Origin of the sequence: Neiella holothuriorum (genome assembly GCF_019457915.1) — a bacterium.
GTDB classification, from domain to species: Bacteria; Pseudomonadota; Gammaproteobacteria; order Enterobacterales; family Neiellaceae; genus Neiella; species Neiella holothuriorum.
On the sequence record NZ_JAHZSS010000002.1, the window covers coordinates 340,609 to 361,995 of the forward strand.

Consider the following 21,387-nt stretch of genomic DNA (forward strand, 5'->3'; position numbering starts at 1 on the left):
ATCTGCCACCATTGCCTCTTCTGCTCACTGATTTAATGACTTAAAAAAGGGAAAGGGATGGCCGACTGGCAGCTTTGGATCGATCGTGGTGGTACGTTTACCGATTTAGTTGGGCAAGCGCCAGATGGCCAACTGCATGTTCACATACTATTGTCGGAGCACCCCGAGCAATACCAAGACGCGGTCACCGAAGGGGTAAGGCGGCTCCTCCATCAACATGGTCATCCTGACGATGGCATTGATGTGGTTAAAATGGGCACCACCGTCGCCACCAACGCTTTACTCGAGCGCAAAGGTGATGCTGTTGCGTTAGTCATTACCAAAGGGTTTGCCGATGCGTTGCTGATTGGCTATCAGCACCGAAAGCACTTGTTCGAGCGCCGTGTGACTAAGCCCGACGCACTCTATCAACACGTCATTGAAGCAGACGAACGCATGGCTGACAGCGGCGCAGTGCTGCGTCCTCTTGCCCAAGATGTGCTGCGACAACAATTACAATCGGCTTTCCAGCAGGGTTTTCGCGCCTGTGCTATCGCTTTTATCCATAGCTACAAATACCCCGAGCACGAGTTGCAAGCCGCAGCTATTGCGGCCGACATTGGCTTTGAACAAATCTCTTTGAGTCACCAAGCCAGTGCGTTAATTAAGCTTGTTGGTCGCGCCGATACCTGTGTTGTTGATGCCTATTTATCACCTGTACTGCGGCGCTATGTAGAGCAAGTTCGACAAGGCTTACGGGGCGCGAATCTGCAAATGATGCAAAGCCATGGTGGCTTAACGGACGCGGCGCAATTTGCCGGCAAAGATGCCATTCTTTCTGGCCCAGCCGGCGGTGTCGTCAGCATGGTTGAAACTGCTCGACAAGCTGGTTTCGAGCGCATCATCGGTTTTGACATGGGCGGTACCAGTACCGACGTATCACTGTTTGCTGGTGAGTATGAACGCTGCTTCGAAACCGAAGTGGCAGGCGTACGGTTGCGTGCTCCTATGATGAATATTCACACGGTTGCCGCTGGCGGCGGCTCTGTGCTTGAGTTTGATGGGCAGCGCATGCAAGTGGGGCCAGATTCTGCTGGAGCAGATCCTGGGCCTCGTTGTTATCGCAAGGGCGGGCCGTTGGCCGTGACCGATATTAATGTCCTGCTGGGTAAGTTACAGGCAGACTTTTTTCCCTCTGTGTTTGGTGATCAAGGTGACCAGCCACTCGATACTGTTGCGGTCTCAGATGCGTTTCTTGCGCTCCAGCGTCACCTTGCCAAACAAGGCATCAACAAGTCCAGTGCTGAGATAGCCAGCGGTTTTTTACAAATCGCTGTTAACCATATGGCCAACGCCATTAAAACGATTTCGGTGCAACGCGGTCATCCAGCCAATGATTTTGTGTTGTCTTGCTTTGGTGGTGCCGGGCCACAGCACGCATGCTTAGTCGCCGATGAATTGGCCATTGATACCATCATTATTCACCCGCTTTCAGGTGTGTTGTCAGCGTATGGTATGGGGCTGGCAAGTATTCGTGAGTTGGCTAATCAGTCGTTAGAAATCAATTTGGATAGCACTGGCGTTACGGCAGCCGAGCAATGCTTAGGTCGATTACAGCAGCAGGCGCAGCAAACGGTTTTGGCACAATTAAGCGACGCCTCAAAGGCACCGTCACTGATCTGCAAACGCCAGCTCGCGCTGCGCTATCAGGGTTCTGACACCTCGATTAATGTGGCTTGGACTGACGTGGCAGGCATGACCAAAGCCTTTGAACAAGCGCATCAAAACTTATTTGGTTTTTGTCAGCCCGATGTTTCGCTGATGATTGCCAGCGCTTTGGTTGAAGTCATTGCCGAACAAGCTCCCGAAACGCCACTCGCCAACCCGCAGTGTGCAAAGCAAACATCAATGCCGGAGGCGCTAACATATCGAGAGGTTTATTCGGCAGGCCGCTGGCAGAAAACGCCTTTTTGGCGTCGAGAGCAACTGCAATTCGGTCATATCATTGATGGCCCAGCCATCGTGTTAGATGAGACCACCACCATTGTCATTGAGCCCGGTTGGCAGGCCAGCATTGATGCGCTCAACAACATGATCGTCAAGCGCGTCGAAGCACGAGCGCAGCACATGCAAATTGGTGAACAAGTTGATCCGGTGATGCTGGAGGTTTTCAACAATCTGTTCATGCACATTGCGACCCATATGGGGCATGTGCTGCAGCAAACCGCTGCCTCGGTCAATATTAAAGAGCGCCTCGACTTCAGTTGTGCGGTATTTGATAAACACGGAAAGTTGGTGGCCAATGCTCCCCACATGCCTGTCCATTTAGGCTCAATGGGGGAAACAGTCGAGGCCGTTCTAAATCGCTTCACGCCGCAACAGGGTGCCAGTTACTTGGTCAACAGCCCGTATCATGGGGGCACGCACCTGCCAGACCTCACCGTGGTTACGCCGGTATTTAATGATCAGAATGAGCTTATTTTTGTGGTGGCTAGTCGCGGTCATCATGCAGATATTGGCGGCATCACACCCGGCTCAATGCCAGCTCATTCTCGTGATCTAGCAGAAGAAGGCATTTGCTTTGAGTGCTTTGAATTGGTTAAGCACGGCGAATTCCAGCAACAAGCCCTGCTTGAGCATTTGCTGCAAGGTGGCGGAGACCGAGCCGCGCGTAACCCTGAACAGAATATTGCAGATCTTAAGGCGCAATTGGCGGCAAACCAAAAGGGTGTTAGTGAGCTGATTAAAGTACTGGATTACTTTGGCTTGGCAACGGTTGAAGCTTACATGCAACATGTGCAGAACTATGCCGAAGACTGCGTTCGCCGCGCCGTGAGCCAGTTATCGGGTGGCAGTTATTGTTATCCCATGGATAACGGAAATCAGATTCAAGTCGCCATTACGGTTGATGCGGAGCTTGGCACTGCGACAATCGACTTTACCGGCACATCACCTCAAGGTGGCGACAACTACAATGCACCTAAAGCGGTGACTATGGCCGCGATCCTTTATGTGTTCCGGTGCTTGGTTGATGATGACATTCCACTAAACGCAGGCTGCCTGAAACCTCTCAATATCATTATTCCAGAAGGTTCGATTCTGGCCCCTCAAACGCCAGCTGCCGTTGTTGCCGGAAATGTGGAAACTTCGCAGTGTATCTGTAACGCTCTATTCGCGGCTATGGGCGTGATGGCAGCCGGTCAGGGGACCATGAACAACCTAATTTTTGGTGATGCGGACTACCAATATTACGAGACGATTTGCGGGGGCTCTGGGGCCGGTTTGCATGGCGATGGTACCGATGCCATTCACTGCCACATGACCAATTCCCGCCTGACCGATGTCGAAGTGTTGGAGCATCGATTCCCAGTGCAACTTGAATCCTTCAAGGTGCGCAAGGGGAGTGGTGGTGCCGGAAAATTCAAAGGTGGTGATGGTGTCGTTCGACGACTAAAGTTTCTAAAGGAAATGGATGTGTCATTACTAAGCAATCATCGTCAGAGCGGTGCGCCGGGTGTTGCTGGTGGACACCCAGGCGCGCCAGGCATCAATCGGTTGATTGCGGCCAATGGCAACACCACAAACCTGCCATACGCAGCGCAAGTCACGTTGGCAAAAGGAGATAGCATTGAGCTTGAAACGCCTGGTGGCGGTGGTTTTGGGGTGGCTTCTGATGAGCTTCGCAACGATTCAGACAGCGACGGCAAACGATGACGAGCCAAGCCTTGCTGCGCCGTTAAGCCAACTGCCGGCGGGACAATGGCGTGTGCACTGGCAACGTGATGGAGCGCTGTTTGCAAGTCGTAAATTGAACGGCATGAAGCAGCGGGAATATTTTGCTCGCTTGCAATTGCCGGTGCCCGCTGAAGCCATGTTGTCACTGTTGCTCGATACGGAGCAGGTAGAGAGTTGGGTGCATCACGCGCGCCACGCGAAGGTGTTGCATCAACTCGGACTCGATCACTACATCGTTTATAGCCAGTACAGCCCTCCTTGGCCGATACGTAATCGCGATCTGGTGACAGAGTCACGACACTGGCAAACGAACAAGGGGATTTGGTTGTTAGCTCAAGCCAGGCCACGCATGAGATCTAAGCACAGTGGGTACTTGCGAGTACAGCAGATGCAAAGTTGTTGGTATGGCAAACGGCTGGGCGAACAACGTAGCGAGTTAACCTATCTTGGCCATATTCAAGATCCCGGCGTGCTGCCGAGTTTTATTATTAATCCCGCTCAGGCCCAAGTCCTCGAAAAGACCCTCGAAAACCTAACTGAAACAATTATTGGATACGGCAAAGCTCCAGCAGCCAGTTGGCAGTTTCCAACACCCAAGGTGACCGGTTATTGCCAGCGGTTACAGACGGTTATTAGTAATCGTGAACTGAACGGCCATCATTAACGCGTTCAATACTACTGTACTTGCTAAGTGGCTTGAAAGTCGTCGACTGCACAGCCACACTAGGCCAATCTCACCCCGTTAAAACAAGACTCATTAGATGATTGAAAAACTATTTCAGCAACTACAGCAGTACCTGATAGAACAAGGCTTAGGCACCGCCATGGCCATGGTGGTTCTGTTGGGAGTCGTCATCTTACTTGGCTTTATCGTTGATTGGCTCACACGCCGAGTGGTGCTGCACTGGGTACAACAAAAGGTGTCTGATAGCCGTATCGAGTGGGACGATGTGCTGTGGCAACATCGGGTTTTTCAGCGTGCGACTCACTTGCTACCCGGGGTGCTGTTTTATTGGGGAGCCAATGTCATTTTCAGTGATTTCCCTGGTCTGCAAGCGATTCTCAGCAAAGCGGCTGTCTTGTATTTGGTGATCATGGGGGCCTTGAGCCTGTCGGCACTGGTTAATGCGGCAACGGCACTGGCTGATTTGCGCGACAGTGCCAACAAGCTGCCATTGCGAAGCTTGCAGCAACTGATGAAATTGCTGGTGGTGATTGCTGTTGCCGTCACTGTTCTTAGTATCGTTATCGATCAGAACCCAGCTTACTTACTCAGTGGCTTAGGTGCCTTTACTGCCATTTTATTATTGGTGTTCCGCGATACGCTACTGGGATTGGTGGCAGGTGTGCAACTGGCTGCCAATGACATGGTTAGGCGTGGTGATTGGATTGAAATGTCCAAATACGGAGCCGACGGTGATGTGATAGATGTGGGGCTGACCACGGTTAAAGTGCGTAATTGGGATAAAACCATCACCACCATTCCAACTTATGCGTTGATCACTGACTCATTCAAAAACTGGCGAGGCATGCAGGAGTCGGGCGGTCGCCGTATAAAGCGGGCCTTACACTTAGATGTGAGTAGCGTACGTTTTGTTGATCAACCCTTGCTAGAAGATCTCCAGCGAATCGATTTGTTGCAAGCGTATTTGAATGACAAGCTTCAATCCCTTGGCCAACAACCTGAGCAGCTGCTCCAACAAAGCCCGGTCAATGGGCGCAGAATGACCAATATTGGGACCTTTAGAGCTTATTTGCAGGCATATCTGAAAGCTCACCAGAACTTGCACGATGGCATGACATTGTTGGTGCGCCAGCTGTCTCCCACGGAAAAAGGTTTGCCGATTGAAATCTATTGTTTCAGCGCCGATCAGCGATGGGCCGAATATGAAGCCATTCAGGCCGATATCTTCGACCACATTTTTGCGATCTTGCCCAATTTTGATTTGCGCCCCTTTCAGGCTCCAAGTGGCGCCGATGTCGCCAAACTGGCGTTACGTGCTAACGAATCGGAGCGCGGGGCTTAGCGCATTAAAAAGCGCAATAGTAGCTTTTGCCACCATCGGTTATAGGGCGGTTGCAGTAATGACGCAGTGGAAAATCGCCCCCGCCGCAATACGGTGCGGGCGTGGCTAAAAGTTAAGAACCCTTCGTGGCCGTGATAATGACCCATTCCCGATGGCCCGATACCGCCAAAAGGCGCGTCATCAACACCAACTTGCAACAGCGTTTCGTTCAACGCAGCCCCTCCTGAGCAAGTTTGCTGCAGGATCAATTGCTGCTGAGTGCTATTGAGCCCCATGACGTACAGCGCTAATGGGCGCGGCCGCTGATTAATGTCACGAACCGCTTGTGATAAATGCTGGTATCCCAACACGGGTAAAATCGGCCCAAATAACTCCTCTTGCATTAGCCGCATATTGTCATTTACGCCGGTGACAAGGTGAAGCAGCATCAAGCGTTTTGAAACATCAATTGCTGATGAACTCGGGGTTTGAACTGTGGCGCCTTTGGCTTCCGCATCTGCCAATAACTGTTGTAAGCGTTGCAAATGTTGCGGGCTAATGATTGCGGCTAAATCGGCGCTGGCAAGACCGTCAGGGTAACGTTGTTGAATGTGTTGTAAGAAGGCTTCAACAAACTCACTGAGGCGGTGATCGGGACACAGCACATAATCTGGTGCAACGCAGATTTGACCGCTATTCAGGCATTTTCCAGCCGCAATACGCTTCACTGCCAGTGCCATCGGACAATCATCAGTGATTATGACCGGCGATTTTCCACCCAACTCTAAGGTGACTGGCGTCAGGTTGGGCGCGGCAGCTGCCATGACCTGCTGGCCGACCTGAGTTGAGCCAGTAAATAACAGATGATCAAATGGCAAGCCGGCAAAACGTTTGGCTTGTTCAACATCGCCGCTAAATACATGTACGACATCGGGGCCTAGAGCTGTATGCAACAAGTCCGTCAGCACCTGATTGAACTGTGGGGTTAACTCCGACAGTTTAATCATCACTCGATTACCTGCGGCTAGAGCATTGATGAGTGGTCCAACTGAAAGCATTAACGGAAAGTTCCACGGCACCATAATCCCCACGACGCCTTTAGGCTGATATGTCACTTGCGCGTTGGCTGGCCACAAGGCTAGGCCGACATGGCGGCGACTTGGTTTCATCCAGCGTTTAAGTTTGCGGTGGCAATAGTTGAGCTGTTGCAACACCGGTAACGTATCAGCCAGCTGGGTTTCCAGCGTCGGTCGTTGGCCGTAATCTTGATTCAGTGCTGCCGCTAAAGTGTGTTGCTGCGCTTGGATATGCTGTTTAAGAGCCTGCAGCCAGCCAAGACGAGTATTCAAAGAAGGATTTGGCTGTTGTTCTGCGACAGCTCGAAGATGGGCTAGCCCGTCACTTAAAGCGTTATTGGCTGAAGTTGTTGGTGTCGTTTTTGCTGCGGCTTGAGTTGTCACCGTTGCCCCTTCAATGAGTTCGTCAGAGCCCACTATATTCGGCGGCAAAGTCTTGTGCCAAATTCACGATCGAATTTAGTGATGATGACCGTGAGAATGGTGGTGGCCACCATGATTCGTTGGCAATAATTCCGCCACAAAAGAACGTGCTCCGCGGCGGAGTAGCGAGATCGTGTAAAGCAAGACCACTGCGCCCAAAGAGGCATAGTGCCACCAATGGCTGTCGTGGCGCTCGCTGGCAAAAGTTAGCTCGCTGCTTGGCCAGTAAGGAATGAGCTGACTTAATAACAAAGCAACCAATACCATTGCGGCCGTGATGATGTGAGCCGTTGCTTTACCGTGCAATTTCGCCAGCAATCGCATTAGGGTGAGGTTCGTTACTGGGCCAAGGAGTAATAACACCAAGGCAAACGACGGTGGCAAACCGGCGATAAGTAACACCGCCAGTAGTGGCGTCATGCCAGTGGCACACAAGTGCAGCGGCAATGCCAATAGCGCCAACAATAACAAGCCAGACAACACTGGTAGCGTCGCAAGGCCGGTCACCGAGGGTAAAATCGCCGCAACCACGAGCCCAGTAATGACCCAAGGCGCCGTGTGATCAATCAAATGAGCATAACCATGGCGAATGGCTTGTTGCATGCGACCACGCCAATGATTTGGCTCGCTGCTGGTGGTTGTTTGCTGAGGCGTTGGTTGTTGCTGACGCAGCCAATAGCCAATGACCAATGCCATCATCAGGCTAAAGGTAAAAGCAACCAATAAGCGCCAAATGGCCCACTCGCCGCCAAGCAGCCCCCAAGTTAGCAATAAAGCATCAATGCCCAGCAATGGCGACGCCATTAAAAAAGCCAAGGCATAGGTTTGTCCGGAGCCATGCCGCAACAGCTGATTATACAAATTGCTGGCATTGGGCACGCAAATTGGTAGTGGTAACCCCGCAATGGCACCTTTTAATGCCTGCTTGATCGGATGGTCTCTAGCATCTTGGTGACGCGGTACAGCAAACGAAAGTGGCATGAAAAAGTTAATGGCAGCCGCGAGCACATAAGCCAGCAATAACCATGGCGCCACCGCTAAGCTAAGGTCGAGCAGCCGATGTAACACTTCGGTGCTGGAGTGATCCGCCAGCGGGGGGGCAATGGCACTGAACTCATGAACACTGTGGTCATGGCGACTGTGATCATGACCGCCGTGATCATGTTGATGAGTAATAGTACCAAGCCAATACGGCATCATGATGGCGAGCAACACAGCCACCCCAATGAGGCTACCGATTCCTTGCAACCAGTTCGGTGTGGGGCTGTCGCCATCATCGTTACTTTGTTGATGCGCATGATCTTCGTGATATGGGCGGTGGAACACAACATGTAAAATGGTGCCAACCACTAGCGCTTCAAACCACGCCATTGCAGGGCCGTGTAAATGAGATAGCCAGTGCTCGGCTATCGAATGGCCAGCAAGGGTCGACAAGGAAATCCCAACCAACACAATCAGTGCGATTAAACCGCCGAAATGTGGCCGTAGTAACCACCAAATCGTTAATCCGACAGGTAATCGATGCAAGATCACGCCTGCGGCTAATAACGATTGATGATCGTTGGCTGCCGCTTCCGCTAATGCCGCCCCGTCGGTCATTCCATGGAAGCCAAGCCCAATTGCCGCAAATAACAACGCGCCAGCATGAGCATGGCGGGCTATTCGATGAAATGCATGCTCTAGAATCGTGGGAACGGCCAACCCAAGCGCTAAAAACGCCAATGCCCACAAGCCGCCATTAGTGAATATATCGGGCAACATGTGGAAAAGTACCACGCCACCAATCACCACGAAGATGAACGCGTCGAGCGCGCCCATTAGCTTTGGATTTCTTTCTACCGCGCGATAAAGCAGCGGACCGAGAAACAAAGCAGCAATGGCGAGAGTTAGGTACATGGGCAACTTTTAGTTAGAAAACACTGTGGTGCAGCGTGTTGTACTGGCACCGGAAATGGATAGCTGCGGCACTATAACGGCGGCCGCTACATCCAGCAAGAGTTATTTGATAACGATTCTCAACTGGCTTAAATCACCTTAGAAAATCGCTGTTGACTGCTTTTCAAATACGCATCAAATAACATGCAAATATTGCGGATCAACAACTTGCCTTGTGGCTGTACTTGTAGCATTTGTTGATCCCATTTAATCAAACCGTCGGCTTCCAATTCGGGCAACTGCGCAATGGCTTCGGCAAAGTATTGCGCAAAATGAATCCCATATTCTTGTTCAATCGCGGTGACTGACAGCTGCATATTACAAATCAAATCGCGAATCACACGCTGCCGGATCAGATCATCGTCAGACAGCAGATAACCTTTATGGTGAGCGTGCTGGTGCGTCTCTATCCCTTGGTAATAGTATTTTAACTCGCGCTGATTCTGCGCAAATGCACGGCCAATCTGGCTAATGGATGACACGCCAAGCCCTAACAAGTCACAATTCTGGTGAGTGGTGTAGCCTTGGAAGTTACGGTGCAGCTCGCCATTACGTTGCGCAATCGCCAGCTCATCAGAGGGTTTGGCAAAGTGATCCATACCAATGAATTGATAACCTGCACCGGTCAGCGTGGCGATGGTTTGCTGCAATATCGCAAGCTTTTGGTCGGCGGACGGTAAATGTTCATCTTTAATTTTGCGCTGTGCGGCGAAGCGCTCAGGCAAGTGCGCATAATTGAAAATCGATAACCGCTCTGGATCAAGTGTCAATACAGTGCCCAAGGTGTTGGCAAAACTGGCGGCGCTCTGGTGAGGTAGGCCGTAAATTAGATCCAAATTGATGGAGTTGAAGCCGAGCTGGCGGGCATGGTCGATTAACCCTGCCACCAGCGCTTCAGACTGAACTCGATTGACGGCAATTTGCACCGTTTCCGAGAAATCCTGTACGCCGATACTAAGCCGGTTAAAACCAATGGCCCGTAGCGTGTCGAGGCGCTCCAGTGGAAATTCACGTGGGTCGACTTCAATGCTGATTTGGGCATTGCTTTGGACGTCGAAGTCTCGTCTTAGCATGGCCATCAGCCGTTCGCTTTGCGGCCCAGTTAGAAAGCTTGGCGTGCCGCCGCCCCAATGAATTTGGCTTACAGGCTTGGTTTTGAATGCCGCGGGAAGGCCAGCAATTTCGGCTTCTAAAGCGTCGAGGTATCGATCAACTTTTTCGGGGTGACGCGTAATGACTTTATTGCAGCCACAGTAGTAGCAAAGCGTATGACAAAACGGCAGATGCACGTACAACGACAATTCGGAGCGTTCGCTATCATGCCAAGCCGCTTCAATATCTTGCCGACTGACCTGCTCGTTAAAAGACAGCGCGGTAGGATATGAGGTATAGCGCGGACCGCTGGTGTTGTATTTTTCCAGCAGCGCAGGATTCCAAATAGGATCTTGCTGCGCGTTAGGCGCGGTCGAACGAGTTGACATGGGATCTCCGAAAAACAGCCTTATGCTGATAAGGGGGTATCATGGTGCGATGACGGTTGGCAATCAAGCTATTAGCGGTAAGTCTTGCAGCAGTAGTTGATGTAGATCGTGTTGTACTTGCGCCTCAAACTCTTGCTCAAATTGTTCACGCTCCTGATCGAGCTTGCGGATCTCTTTTTTCGAGTAGCTTTTGCGGGCATCGTGGGTCGGGTGATGCTTAATGGCCGCGTGCAGACCATGAATACCGGGGAAACGAGTTGCTAAGTTGGGCTGCTCGCCGTCAAAATGCAAATGGCCAAGTAACACACAAAGCCGAATGGCGGCTTCGGATGTGCAGCATTGGCCTTGCTGTGCTGCTCGGCAAATCGTATCGATGCTTTGCCATAAGCTTTTATTCTTCTTCACGATTTGTTGATGCTTTTGCGCTATTGCTTGAGCTTGGCGCTGACGCTGGGTTTGCTGTTGCTGATAAAGCTGCCATAGCAATTTGCCGGCGTATATCGCAAGGCCGGCAATAATTGCGCTGGCGAGCGCCAGCAATATCCATTGAACTGTCATCGTTACAGGTTTCCGTAAAGGTTAAAGCCACTCATCCTTTAACGACTTACCTTGATCAGCTAGATCATCCCAATCGTCATCATCTTCGGGCGCTAGCTGCTCGAGTAGCCAGTCGTAACGCTCAAGTTTTTCACCGAATGCCGCTTGATCGTCACTCGGTAACACGCCACCTTGCTCAAGTGTGTCGAGCTGCGCCATAAATTGACTGTCTTGTTCAAACGCTTGCAGTGCTTTTTGCATGGCTTTGTCACCGCTTGGTGGCCAGCTGGCTGCCGTTTCTTTCACTGCTTGTGTTGGCGTTGGTTTGACCGCAGCGGTCAATGAGATCGGTTTGGTGCTGCCAATGCGCTTGTCTTGTTTGCTTGAGGTATGCGTGCTGGTGCTGCTTGCGTTACCGGAATGGCGCGAGCCCGACGCATTGCCTTTACCAACCTTTTTGCCTTTGGAGACATTGCTATCGCCTTCGCGCTGCATTTTCGAAGCGCCGAGTGGACCGCCGGAACGAGTCTTTTTTATACGAGTCATGTTGGATCCTGTTATACCGTTGGTGATGATGCACGCGATTGCATAAGCATGACATCTGCACCAATAAATTCTAGTGTGAGCTGATGACGAGAGGCGAGAAATTTAAAGGTCGCCTGACTAAAAAAACTCACATGTGTTGGGTCTTGTTTGTAGTGCCAGTTGGCAAACTGTTCGGGCGTGCCAACTAATTTGGTCATAATGGCCAACCAACCACCGGGGCGAATCAGCCGTAATAATTGCTGCCATTCATACTGCGGATTGTGGAAATGCTCAATCGCTTCGGTGCAGGTCACAAAATCATATTGCTGCTGCAATGGCGTATGGTCTGGCGCAAAGAACGGGTCGTAGGTGGCGGTTGCGTGACCTTGCTCGGTTAGCATCATTGCTAAAGCCGGCCCTGGGCCACATCCAAAATCCAAACCGCGAGCATTGGGCTCAAGTCGGGCAATCAGCGGTTCGGCAACGCGTTTTAAAAATTGCCGATAACCTAGATCATCCACGTTGTTCTCATGGCAGTCGTAAACAGCTTTTTCTGTTTTGGCATCTGGCAGTGAATTACGTGCCACAAACACCAGCTGACATTGTTGGCACTGATAGTAGCTACGCAGTTTATCGGTGTGGTAATGGTGGCATTGCTCGTGTTGACACAATGGGCACCCTGAATGGAGGGCTAACTGAGTCATGGGCAGATTAGTGAGTGGATGCTGCCACTGGCTCGGCTGGTAGTAGCTCTTCATCAGGCCAAGCAAAGCCTGCTTCTTCACGCTGTTGTCGCACAAGGCCTAACAGATATTCCGCAACGGCCAAATATTCTTCCAGCGAGCTAACCATTCCGGCATCTATTAGGTATTGCCCACCGATGATCAGTGTTGGTACGCCGCGAATTTCAAGAGCTTGTTGACGTGCTACTTGTTGCTCGAGTTGTTCATTGAGCAGCGGTGATAAAAGTTGTTGCTCTGCAGTGTTCAACTCAACGCCCTGCTCAACAAACCAAGCCGTAAGGCTGTCGATGTCGCTAAGGCTGGTTGGATCTGCCGCTAAGGTTTGTTCAAGTTGCGCCAACAGTTGCTCAGCTTGTGGCTGTTGCTGTGCAACATAAAACCCTTTGGCGTGAAAATACCAGCTTGATCGAAGTTGAGCGGGTATTTGCTGCCAAGCGGTGTCCTCGGCTTGCAGCCGAGGTAGGTTTTGATTGAATAGCTGGCAGCTGGCGCAACCAAACCAAAACCAATATTCAAGCTCAATGGCTTGCTCTGGGGTGTTTTGTAGCTCGGATACTAAAACCCGATAGTGAGTACCTGCCTGAAAAGATTCAATGGCTTTTACAGGCCAACTCAACAAGCAGATAATCAGCAACAAAGGCGACGCGACGCCGCCTTTAAGTGGGATCAAACGATTAATGCAAGCCACCTAAGTATTTCGCCATTGCATCGATTTCAGCATCAGTTAGTTTGGCTGACACATCATGCATCATGCCGTTCGGGTCGTTATCGCGAGAGCCGTCGCGGAACATTTCCAGCTGCTTTTTAAGGTAGCCGGCATTTTGCCCTGAGATTTTCGGGAAGCCAGATAGCTCTTGGCCATTACCGCGAGGGCCATGGCAAGCGATGCACGCCGCAAGTTTACGGCTCATGTCACCACCAAGATAAAGCGGCTTGGCAATTTCAATCGCACTTTCAGGGGTTGTGCCTGTTTTGGCAGGCATGGCTTCGTAGTATTCAGCCAAAGCGTCAATCATTTCGTCGCTCAAGCCCATCGCCATACCACCCATCACCGGGTCGACACGGCCAGTGCCGCCTGTCATTGCGGCTCTAAATTCGCGTAATTGCTTGGCCAGATAGTTACTGTTCTGACCTGCGATGTTCGGGTAAATATCCATGATGGCATGACCGTTTTGGCCATGACACGCACTACAAGTAAGGGCTGTTTGCTCCAGCGCAGCTTGATCCACGGCCTGTACAGAGGTGGAGGCCAGTAAACCAATAACCCAAGCTAAGATGATTTTTTTCATTGATTGACCAGTTATTATAGTTAGTTTCGTCTGACGCAAACGCCGCCCAACAAAGGGACGTGGTACAATCGCTACCACACAGCGCTAACTCGCGCGATATTGTACACCAAATTAACAAAAAGTAACCCAATGGCCGGAGGATGATCGTGTCGGATCAACGACTTTTGTTTCAAAATACCCGCTTTAGCACCAGCGCACCGGATATTCGCCACATGCCTGCTGACGATGGCATCGAGATTGCGTTTGCGGGTCGATCAAATGCCGGTAAGTCCAGCGCTCTTAATGCTCTCACTCGTCAGAAGCGTTTAGCTAAAACTAGTTCCACGCCGGGCCGAACGCAATTAATCAACGTGTTTAACGTCATTGATGATGTGCGTCTTATCGATTTGCCGGGCTATGGTTTTGCCAAAGTGCCAATCGCAGTGCGCAATAAATGGCAGCGTGCTTTAGGGGAATACCTACAGAAACGCCAATGCCTGAAGGGGTTGGTTGTACTGATGGATATCCGCCATCCGCTTAAGGATCTCGATCAACAAATGGTTGGTTGGGCTGTAGACAGTGGCTTGCAAGTCTTAGTGACACTGACTAAAGCAGATAAATTAAGTCAGTCTGAGCGCAGCAAAATGCTCAAAAAAGTGAGAGAAGCGTGTCTCTTTTATGGGGATCAAGTGGAAGTCATTACTTTTTCATCACTGCGTAAGTTTGGGTTAGAGCAGCTTGAAGAAACCGTTAATCGCTGGTGTACCACCCACGACGACGCTCCTGCAGAGCCAGAGGAAGAATAACTCGTGTTAGCTGGTATTCATCATGTCGCCATTATTTGCAGTGACTACCAGCGTTCTCGGGCTTTTTATTGCGATTTGTTGGGGCTACCCATTATTGCCGAAAACTATCGCACTGAACGAGACAGTTGGAAGCTCGACCTACAATTACCCGACGGCAGCCAGCTGGAATTATTTTCTTTTGCTGAGCCGCCGGCTCGCCCCTCACAGCCTGAAGCTTGTGGACTGCGACACTTAGCTTTTCGGGTTGAAAATTTAAGTGATGTGATTGCTACATTGCAAAGTGCCAATGTTCAAGTCGAGCCGGTGCGTGTCGATGAGTTCACCAACGCCAAATTTACCTTCTTTGCTGATCCTGATGGCTTACCACTCGAGCTTTATGAGCTACCTGCGCTCCCTCGTTAACGTCTTGGGTTAACGTCTTGGGTTAACGTCTTGGGTTAACGCCCTGAACTAACTCCCCGAAATAAAAATCGAGCAATAAAAAAACCCCACGTTGGCTAAACGCGGGGTTCCAATAAGGGGATGGACAAAGCACTTTTGGTTTGCAAAGAATCAGACCTCGGTTCACTCGTATAAGTTCAATATTTATTTTGGGTGCGTCGACAAAACTGAAAGTCGCTTGGACAAAACCGCGAAATTAAACGTAGTAAAATTACGATTTAGTGGATAAAGAACTTGATTCTGCTGAATTTGATATGGATAGGCTGAAAGTTAGACATTTATTGCGAGAGGCCAAAAAAAACGCCTCAGCTTCTAAAAGCTGAGGCGGCATATAAATAAGCCTATTCAATTACGTGAACTAAAAGGTCTGAAAGATAGAACATCTTACCTCTGTACCCTACGCGATTGACTATACACATCCCGAAGATGGCGCGAAAGAATATTCCGTAATAAAGTTACCAAAACAGAACTTAATTTGACCTTAAGCAAATTTTGCTCAAAAAAAAGCCGGTCATCTTGACCGGCTAGAAAAAAACACACTTTGCGAAACACAACCACTAACTGTTGTTTGCAGCGTTCACACAAGATTAGACACGTGTTGCGGTAAAAGTTCCTAAAAAAATTAAAATCATTAATTTAATTTAATAATTATCTATTTTTCAATTGGTTAGGTTTCGTCATTTTTTGGATTAGTGAGCCTGTTGCCAATTGTCGCCTTCACCTGCTTCTACCAACAGCGGTACATCCAAGTCGGCAGCCGCTTCCATCAGCGCGCAAAGCTTGGCTTTAACTTGCTCAACTTTGCCTTCTGGCACCTCAAACACCAATTCATCGTGCACTTGCATGATCATTTTGATGTCGTGCTGTTCGGGTTGAGCTAACCAATCAGCAACTTTTAGCATGGCGAGTTTGATGATGTCGGCGGCAGTGCCTTGCATCGGCGCATTAATCGCAGCGCGCTCGGCTGCTTTTTTCCGTGCGGCGTTACGGGCCTTAATGTCTGGCAAATGTAACCGGCGGCCAAATAGGGTTTCTACGTAACCATCTTCAGTTGCTTGTTGGCGGGTGCCTTCCATGTATTCAAGTACGCCTGGGTAGCGCTCGAAATAGGTGTCCATGTATTGCTGGGCTTGCTGACGACCAATGCCGAGTTGCTTTGACAAGCCGAACGCTGACATGCCGTAAATTAAGCCAAAGTTAATCGCTTTCGCGCTGCGTCGCTGATCGGCGCTGACAGCTTCGAGCTCAACACCAAAAACTTCTGCGGCTGTTGCTTTATGAACATCTAGGCCATTGGCAAAAGCATGCAGCAGCCCTTTGTCGGCTGACAAGTGTGCCATGATCCGCAGTTCAATTTGAGAGTAGTCAGCGGCAACAATTTTAAATCCTGCAGGGGCAACAAATGCCTGCCTTACTCGCTGGCCTTCGGCCGTACGAATTGGAATGTTCTGTAAGTTCGGATCTGATGAAGATAACCGGCCAGTGGCGGTAACCGCTTGGTGATAAGAAGTATGGACGCGACCTGTGGTGGCGTTAATCATCCGTGGCAGCTTATCGGTGTAAGTGCTTTTGAGCTTGCTCAGGCTGCGGTGCTCTAAAATCAATTTAGGTAAGGGATAGTCCAGCGCCAGTTCTTGCAGCACCTCTTCCGCCGTCGAAGGGGCGCCTTTGGGAGTCTTTTTGAGGATTGGCAAATTCATCTGCTCAAACAAAATGGCTTGCAGTTGTTTGGGGGATGATAAATTGAATTCGCTGCCGGCCAGTTGATAGGCCTCGGATTTTAATTCCTCCAATCGCATAGCCAGTTCGGTGCTTTGCTGGCTTAGCAACATGTCATCGATGACGACGCCATTGCGTTCTATGCTCGAAAGAACAGGGACTAATGGCAATTCAATGTCTTGGTATACCGACTGTAGCGAAGGTACTTGCGCCAGTTGACCGCTTAGATGATGGTGCAATTGCAATGTCACATCGGCATCTTCTGCGGCATAAGGAGCGGCTTGCGCCAATTCGATTTGATTGAAAGTCAGTTGTTTGGCGCCCTTGCCAGCAACATCTTCAAATGAAATGGTGCTGTGACCGAGGTATTTTAGTGCCAAGCTGTCCATGTCGTGCCGAGAACCAACCGAGCTGTAGGCATAAGATTGCAACATGGTGTCTTGCAATGGCCCTGCGAATTTGACGTCATAGCGAGCCAGTACGTTCATGTCATATTTTAAGTTTTGGCCAATTTTAGTATGGGCCTCACTTAATAAGAGTGGCTGCAAGTCAGCAAGTACTTGAGAGCGATCGAGCTGCTCAGGTGCGCCCATATAGTCGTGCATAAGCGGTACATACACTGCTTCACCTGGTTTAATTGCCAGCGAGATACCTACCAATTCGGCAACCATATAGTCGAGCGCGGTGGTTTCCGTATCAATGGCAAACGCATCGCTTTGTTGAAGCTCTTTTAGGTATGCCTGCCATTCCTCGGCGTCAGTGATACAGCGATAGTTGCTGGTATCAATGGTGGCAGCCGGTTCGCTTTGTTGCTCCGTGTCGGTATCCGAGGCTGGTGCGACGTCGTTACTCGTTTCAGTGTCGTCGGTTAACACTTCTTTCAGCCAGCGACGAAATTCCAGCTCGCCATACAATTCTGCAAGTTTACTGTTATTTGGAGCCGCGACTGTTAATTGCTCTGGTGTATGTTCTGCATCTAGCGCGACATCGAGCTTGATGGTGGCCAGCTCATAGGAGAGTGGTAAATGAGGCACGGCGGCACGGAGTTTCTCGCCAATTTTACCTTTAACACTGTCAGCGTTGTCGATCACCCCTTGCATGGAGCCATGCAAATTAAGCCACTTAACGGCTGTTTTAGGGCCACAACCGGGCACCCCGGGAATATTGTCAACTTGATCGCCCATCAGTGCCAGATAATCAATGATCAGTTCTGGCCCAACGCCAAATTTTTCAACGACCTCTGGTGGGCCTGTAATGGTGTCGGTCATCGTGTTGATCAGGGTGACATCTTCATTGACCAACTGTGCTAAGTCTTTATCGCCAGTGCTGACTAACGTGTGCAAACCTGCTGACTTAGCTTGCACTGCCAATGTGCCAATTACATCATCGGCTTCTACCCCGGTCACGGCGATTAACGGCAACCCCATGGCTTCAATAACTTGATACAAGGGCGCTATTTGGCTGCGCAGATCATCCGGCATTGGCGGGCGTTGCGCTTTGTAATCTGCGTACAGCTCGTCTCGGAACGTTGGTCCTTTAGCATCGAACACAACAGCCATGTGGGTTGGTTGATATTGTCGGATCAAACTGCGCAGCATGTTGATCACGCCATACACCGCGCCGGTGGCTTCACCCTTTGAATTGGTTAAGTGTGGCGGTGAATGATAGGCACGATATAGATAAGAAGAGCCATCAACCAATACGAAGGGTTGTTGCGGGACTGTAGTCATAATCTTGTTACTTGCATGAGCTGGGGTGAGTAGGATGCCATAAAGGTATGAATTAATGCTACGAACCTTGTCAGGAAGGCGTTAAACCGACTGTGGATATCTATGGTTCGCTGTGGATAAGTCTGTTGAGAAATTTTAAGCACGCCTTCAGATCCTAAAGGTCAAAAACCCAAAGGATTGTAAGTGTTTGATTAAGAGCGTTTTTGATGGCTTGTTCGGGGGTCTATCATGTACCCGAAGAAACGTTGAGGCTGTGTACAACTTTCAAGAGTGACGCGGGGAACGAACGACTGCTTCCTTGCTGCTCTGGTAGTCTCTGAAACGCTGGTTGGGAAATATATCAGAGCAACACCAAATTTACATCGGTAAATTTGGTGTAAATAGAAAAACGTGCGCTTGCTCCAATTTGGTCAACAAATGTTCATTTTGCTGTCATGTTGGGCACGATTTTTGTGCCCAATATTAGCGCGTCTGCATTGCCGATAAGAATCGTAATCGTTCGGCTTCCTATCGGAAAACAACTGGCTATGTTGCTGATTTAATTAACTTCCAAATACCACGGTTCGATTGTTGTAGACCAATACCTGGTGATTGAAATGACGCCAAATAGCCCGCGAGAGCACTACTTTTTCAACATCGCGCCCTTTGCGGACAAGATCGTCTACTTCATCGGTATGTCGGACATGTTCTACGTCTTGCTCAATAATCGGCCCTGCATCTAACTCGGCTGTCACATAATGGCTGGTTGCGCCAATAATTTTCACGCCGCGCTCATAGGCAGAGTGGTATGGCCGAGCGCCAGGGAATGCTGGCAAGAAGCTATGGTGAATGTTAATAATCCTGTTTGGGTATGCCTTGATGAAGTCATCCGACAAAATCTGCATGTAGCGGGCGAGCACCGAAAAGTCGATTTGGTATTGCTCTAACAAATCGCGTTGCTGTTGTTCCGCTTCAGCCTTGTTGTCTTTGTTAATTGGAATATGGACATAATCGATACCCAAGCTTGTGACGGGTTGCTCTAAATCAGGATGATTACTGATGACGAGCGGGATTTCGATATCCCATTCATGAGATTGATAGCGCGCCAAAATATCAAACAAACAATGTTCATGTTTGGATACAAATACCGCCATGCGCGGTTTGCGATCGGAGAAGTACAATTGCCAATCCATCTGGTGTGGTATCGCCAGCGCCTTGTTAAAAGCATCTGCTAACGATTCACGCGGGATAACAAAATCAGTTAAATCCCAAGCTACGCGCATAAAGAAACGGCCTTCGATTCGATCCACGTGCTGCTCTAAATCAACGACGTTGCCGCCATTGGTATAAATGAATTGAGTAACTGTATTGACCAGTCCTTTTTGGTCTGGGCAGGATATCAGCAAAATTGCTGATACTGGGGCTTCTCCTTGGGCTGACATGTAACTAAATCTCGGTGCGGTATGGGGTCGCTCAGTATTAACCACACAAAGGTTGGGATCAACCGTTAGCCGTTGTGGATTCAAGCTTGTTTGCTTTCAAATAGTTATTGTTGCTTGAGCGATGGAATAACCTTGGTAAACACATGTTTTACAGGCGGGATGTAAGTCACAAAAAGTAGATTCAAATAAAATCAAAGGGTTAGGTTTTTGTAGGGCTCCGCCGGATAAATTTTTTTGCAAAAGATTGTATCGATTATCAGGCAATTACTGACTATTTGCTGATTGCCTCCAGCAAGCTTTGGATGGCTCAACTAAACTTTAAACTCCAAGGGAAGTAAGAAGGAGGATCCTATGGCGCGGCAATTAAGAACACGTTTTACTGCGGCAGAAGCTTTGTATTACCTGCGTGCCAGACCTCAGTTCAGTGAATTGAGCGACACCAGTTTGAGCTCAGCGATCGAGTCCTTTGCATCGTCATCTAGTTCCGATCAGCTCACTTTGATTAATCTCGGTACCATTGAGCGGGCATTGGCAGGCGGTAATATGGCGTTTGACGTGGATACGGTTAGCTATTAATTAGCTCAATAAAACAATGCGATTAGAGCCAGCTGGCGGCGACAGTCAGCGGTTTCAACAGATAAAAAAAGCAGGCCTCGGCCTGCTTTTTTTTATGACGTTGTATGTGTTGGGTTAGCGAATGGCGCTTAGCCTGCCGCTTTGATAATAGCGCTGAATTCTTCAACAATTAGCGCTGCACCACCAACAAGTGCGCCGTCGATGTCATCTTGTGCAAATAGCTCATCAGCATTCGCTGCTTTCACGCTACCGCCGTACAAAATTTGCACGCCAGCGGCAACTTCTGCTGATTTCTCAGCAATCAGCTCACGAATGAAGGCATGAACTTCCTGCGCCATTTCTTTCGTAGCGGCTTTGCCGGTACCAATGGCCCATACTGGCTCATAGGCAATGACAGCTTTTTTAAGTGTTTCAACGCCAAGGTCGTTCAGCACAGGTGCCAATTGCGTGCGGATCACATCATTTGTGCGCTCACTTTCACGTTCTTCGAGTGTTTCACCAATACATAACACTGGAATCAAGCCGTGCTCTTGCAGCAGTGCGTATTTATGCGCACAGCTAGCATCTGATTCGCCGTGGTACTGGCGACGTTCGCTGTGGCCAACAAGAACATACTGACAACCAAATTCTTTCAACATGGTTGGTGAGGTTTCGCCGGTGTAGGCGCCACTGGTGTGCACATCATTGTTTTCTGCACCCCAAGCGATCGCTGTTCCGGTTAACTTGCGAGCCACCTGATCGATGAAAATGTCGGGTGCACATACGGCTACATCGGCACTTTCTTTGACAGACTCGGCGGCTGGAAGAATACCGCTCAGCAAGGCTTCTACTGATTCTTTGGTACCGTTGAGTTTCCAGTTACCCATAACTAAAGGGCGTGGCATAAGCAAATCTCCTGATTTGGATTTTGTGTGGGTTTTATTTGAATTAGAGTGGCTCAAAGGATAGACGGGCTGCTGGCTTGGGGCAACCTAAAAGCGCGTTAC

Annotated in this window: 17 protein-coding genes; 6 read left to right on the forward strand and 11 right to left on the reverse strand. The window is 49.7% G+C overall.

Annotated elements, in window-relative coordinates; all coding sequences use genetic code 11:
• Positions 1-57 precede the first annotated feature (57 nt).
• From K0504_RS03360 to K0504_RS03370, 3 genes are all read left to right on the forward strand, one after another.
• Positions 58-3,693, forward strand: a complete 3,636-nt coding sequence (locus K0504_RS03360; protein WP_220102730.1) for a hydantoinase B/oxoprolinase family protein — start codon at positions 58-60, stop codon at positions 3,691-3,693.
• Complete coding sequence (locus tag K0504_RS03365) at positions 3,653-4,378, forward strand: START domain-containing protein (protein WP_220102731.1); 726 nt, start codon at positions 3,653-3,655, stop codon at positions 4,376-4,378. The genes K0504_RS03360 and K0504_RS03365 overlap by 41 nt, the downstream gene beginning before the upstream one ends.
• Before the next feature lie 97 nt (positions 4,379-4,475).
• Positions 4,476-5,741 carry a mechanosensitive ion channel family protein gene (locus tag K0504_RS03370; protein WP_220102732.1) on the forward strand — a complete coding sequence of 422 codons (1,266 nt, stop codon included), beginning with the start codon at positions 4,476-4,478 and terminating at the stop codon, positions 5,739-5,741.
• Here the strand turns inward: K0504_RS03370 and K0504_RS03375 are convergent.
• The 8 genes from K0504_RS03375 to K0504_RS03410 all read right to left on the reverse strand — a co-directional run bounded on the left by K0504_RS03375 (position 5,738) and on the right by K0504_RS03410 (position 13,729).
• Positions 5,738-7,228 (reverse strand): coniferyl aldehyde dehydrogenase, encoded by a 1,491-nt coding sequence (locus K0504_RS03375; RefSeq protein WP_220102733.1) that lies wholly within the window; start codon positions 7,226-7,228, stop codon positions 5,738-5,740. The two genes, K0504_RS03370 and K0504_RS03375, sit on opposite strands and share 4 nt — an antisense overlap.
• A gap of 27 nt (positions 7,229-7,255) precedes the next feature.
• The gene (locus K0504_RS03380) at positions 7,256-9,115 is read right to left on the reverse strand and encodes a permease (protein ID WP_220102734.1); all 1,860 of its coding nucleotides are present in this window, start codon (positions 9,113-9,115) and stop codon (positions 7,256-7,258) included.
• A 128-nt stretch (positions 9,116-9,243) separates the two neighbouring features.
• Positions 9,244-10,635 carry an oxygen-independent coproporphyrinogen III oxidase gene (gene hemN / locus K0504_RS03385; RefSeq protein WP_225917931.1) on the reverse strand — a complete coding sequence of 464 codons (1,392 nt, stop codon included), beginning with the start codon at positions 10,633-10,635 and terminating at the stop codon, positions 9,244-9,246.
• 63 nt (positions 10,636-10,698) lie between these two features.
• The gene (locus K0504_RS03390) at positions 10,699-11,193 is read right to left on the reverse strand and encodes a DUF2489 domain-containing protein (RefSeq protein ID WP_220102735.1); all 495 of its coding nucleotides are present in this window, start codon (positions 11,191-11,193) and stop codon (positions 10,699-10,701) included.
• A 21-nt stretch (positions 11,194-11,214) separates the two neighbouring features.
• Positions 11,215-11,718, reverse strand: coding sequence for a GTPase-activating protein (locus K0504_RS03395; RefSeq protein WP_220102736.1), 504 nt, complete (start codon positions 11,716-11,718; stop codon positions 11,215-11,217).
• Between the two features lie 11 nt (positions 11,719-11,729).
• Positions 11,730-12,482 carry a class I SAM-dependent methyltransferase gene (locus K0504_RS03400; protein WP_318837922.1) on the reverse strand — a complete coding sequence of 251 codons (753 nt, stop codon included), beginning with the start codon at positions 12,480-12,482 and terminating at the stop codon, positions 11,730-11,732.
• Positions 12,409-13,128: a DsbA family protein gene (locus K0504_RS03405; protein WP_220102737.1), complete on the reverse strand. Its 720-nt coding sequence runs from the start codon at positions 13,126-13,128 to the stop codon at positions 12,409-12,411. Before K0504_RS03405 ends, K0504_RS03400 begins: the two co-directional genes overlap by 74 nt.
• On the reverse strand, positions 13,115-13,729 hold the full coding sequence (locus tag K0504_RS03410; protein WP_220102738.1) for a c-type cytochrome: 615 nt from the start codon (positions 13,727-13,729) through the stop codon (positions 13,115-13,117). The genes K0504_RS03405 and K0504_RS03410 overlap by 14 nt, the downstream gene beginning before the upstream one ends.
• Positions 13,730-13,875: 146 nt before the next feature.
• Here K0504_RS03410 and yihA point away from each other — a divergent pair, with 146 nt between their 5' ends.
• Both yihA and gloA2 read left to right on the forward strand, forming a co-directional pair.
• On the forward strand, positions 13,876-14,514 hold the full coding sequence (gene yihA, locus K0504_RS03415; RefSeq protein ID WP_404822986.1) for a ribosome biogenesis GTP-binding protein YihA/YsxC: 639 nt from the start codon (positions 13,876-13,878) through the stop codon (positions 14,512-14,514).
• 3 nt (positions 14,515-14,517) lie between these two features.
• The gene (gloA2, locus tag K0504_RS03420; protein ID WP_220102740.1) at positions 14,518-14,916 is read left to right on the forward strand and encodes an SMU1112c/YaeR family gloxylase I-like metalloprotein; all 399 of its coding nucleotides are present in this window, start codon (positions 14,518-14,520) and stop codon (positions 14,914-14,916) included.
• 728 nt (positions 14,917-15,644) lie between these two features.
• On the opposite strand, the gene polA is transcribed toward gloA2, so the two are convergent.
• Positions 15,645-18,404: a DNA polymerase I gene (gene polA / locus K0504_RS03425; RefSeq protein WP_220102741.1), complete on the reverse strand. Its 2,760-nt coding sequence runs from the start codon at positions 18,402-18,404 to the stop codon at positions 15,645-15,647.
• A 542-nt stretch (positions 18,405-18,946) separates the two neighbouring features.
• Entirely contained in the window at positions 18,947-19,825 is an 879-nt protein-coding gene (gene purU, locus K0504_RS03430; RefSeq protein WP_220102742.1) for a formyltetrahydrofolate deformylase, read from the reverse strand.
• A 351-nt stretch (positions 19,826-20,176) separates the two neighbouring features.
• Between purU and K0504_RS03435 the strand changes: the two genes are divergently transcribed.
• Entirely contained in the window at positions 20,177-20,401 is a 225-nt protein-coding gene (locus K0504_RS03435; protein ID WP_220102743.1) for a hypothetical protein, read from the forward strand.
• A 128-nt stretch (positions 20,402-20,529) separates the two neighbouring features.
• On the opposite strand, the gene tpiA is transcribed toward K0504_RS03435, so the two are convergent.
• Positions 20,530-21,285 carry a triose-phosphate isomerase gene (gene tpiA, locus K0504_RS03440; protein ID WP_220102744.1) on the reverse strand — a complete coding sequence of 252 codons (756 nt, stop codon included), beginning with the start codon at positions 21,283-21,285 and terminating at the stop codon, positions 20,530-20,532.
• Positions 21,286-21,387: the final 102 nt, after the last annotated feature.

Coding starts and splice junctions, on each gene's coding strand:
- K0504_RS03360 (WP_220102730.1), top strand. CDS start 58: ATGGCCGACTGGCAGCTTTGGATCGATCGTGGTGGTACGTTTACCGAT.
- K0504_RS03365 (WP_220102731.1), top strand. CDS start 3,653: ATGAGCTTCGCAACGATTCAGACAGCGACGGCAAACGATGACGAGCCA.
- K0504_RS03370 (WP_220102732.1), top strand. CDS start 4,476: ATGATTGAAAAACTATTTCAGCAACTACAGCAGTACCTGATAGAACAA.
- K0504_RS03380 (WP_220102734.1), bottom strand. CDS start 9,115: ATGTACCTAACTCTCGCCATTGCTGCTTTGTTTCTCGGTCCGCTGCTT.
- hemN (WP_225917931.1), bottom strand. CDS start 10,635: ATGTCAACTCGTTCGACCGCGCCTAACGCGCAGCAAGATCCTATTTGG.
- K0504_RS03390 (WP_220102735.1), bottom strand. CDS start 11,193: ATGACAGTTCAATGGATATTGCTGGCGCTCGCCAGCGCAATTATTGCC.
- K0504_RS03395 (WP_220102736.1), bottom strand. CDS start 11,718: ATGACTCGTATAAAAAAGACTCGTTCCGGCGGTCCACTCGGCGCTTCG.
- K0504_RS03410 (WP_220102738.1), bottom strand. CDS start 13,729: ATGAAAAAAATCATCTTAGCTTGGGTTATTGGTTTACTGGCCTCCACC.
- polA (WP_220102741.1), bottom strand. CDS start 18,404: ATGACTACAGTCCCGCAACAACCCTTCGTATTGGTTGATGGCTCTTCT.
- purU (WP_220102742.1), bottom strand. CDS start 19,825: ATGTCAGCCCAAGGAGAAGCCCCAGTATCAGCAATTTTGCTGATATCC.
- K0504_RS03435 (WP_220102743.1), top strand. CDS start 20,177: ATGGCGCGGCAATTAAGAACACGTTTTACTGCGGCAGAAGCTTTGTAT.
- tpiA (WP_220102744.1), bottom strand. CDS start 21,285: ATGCCACGCCCTTTAGTTATGGGTAACTGGAAACTCAACGGTACCAAA.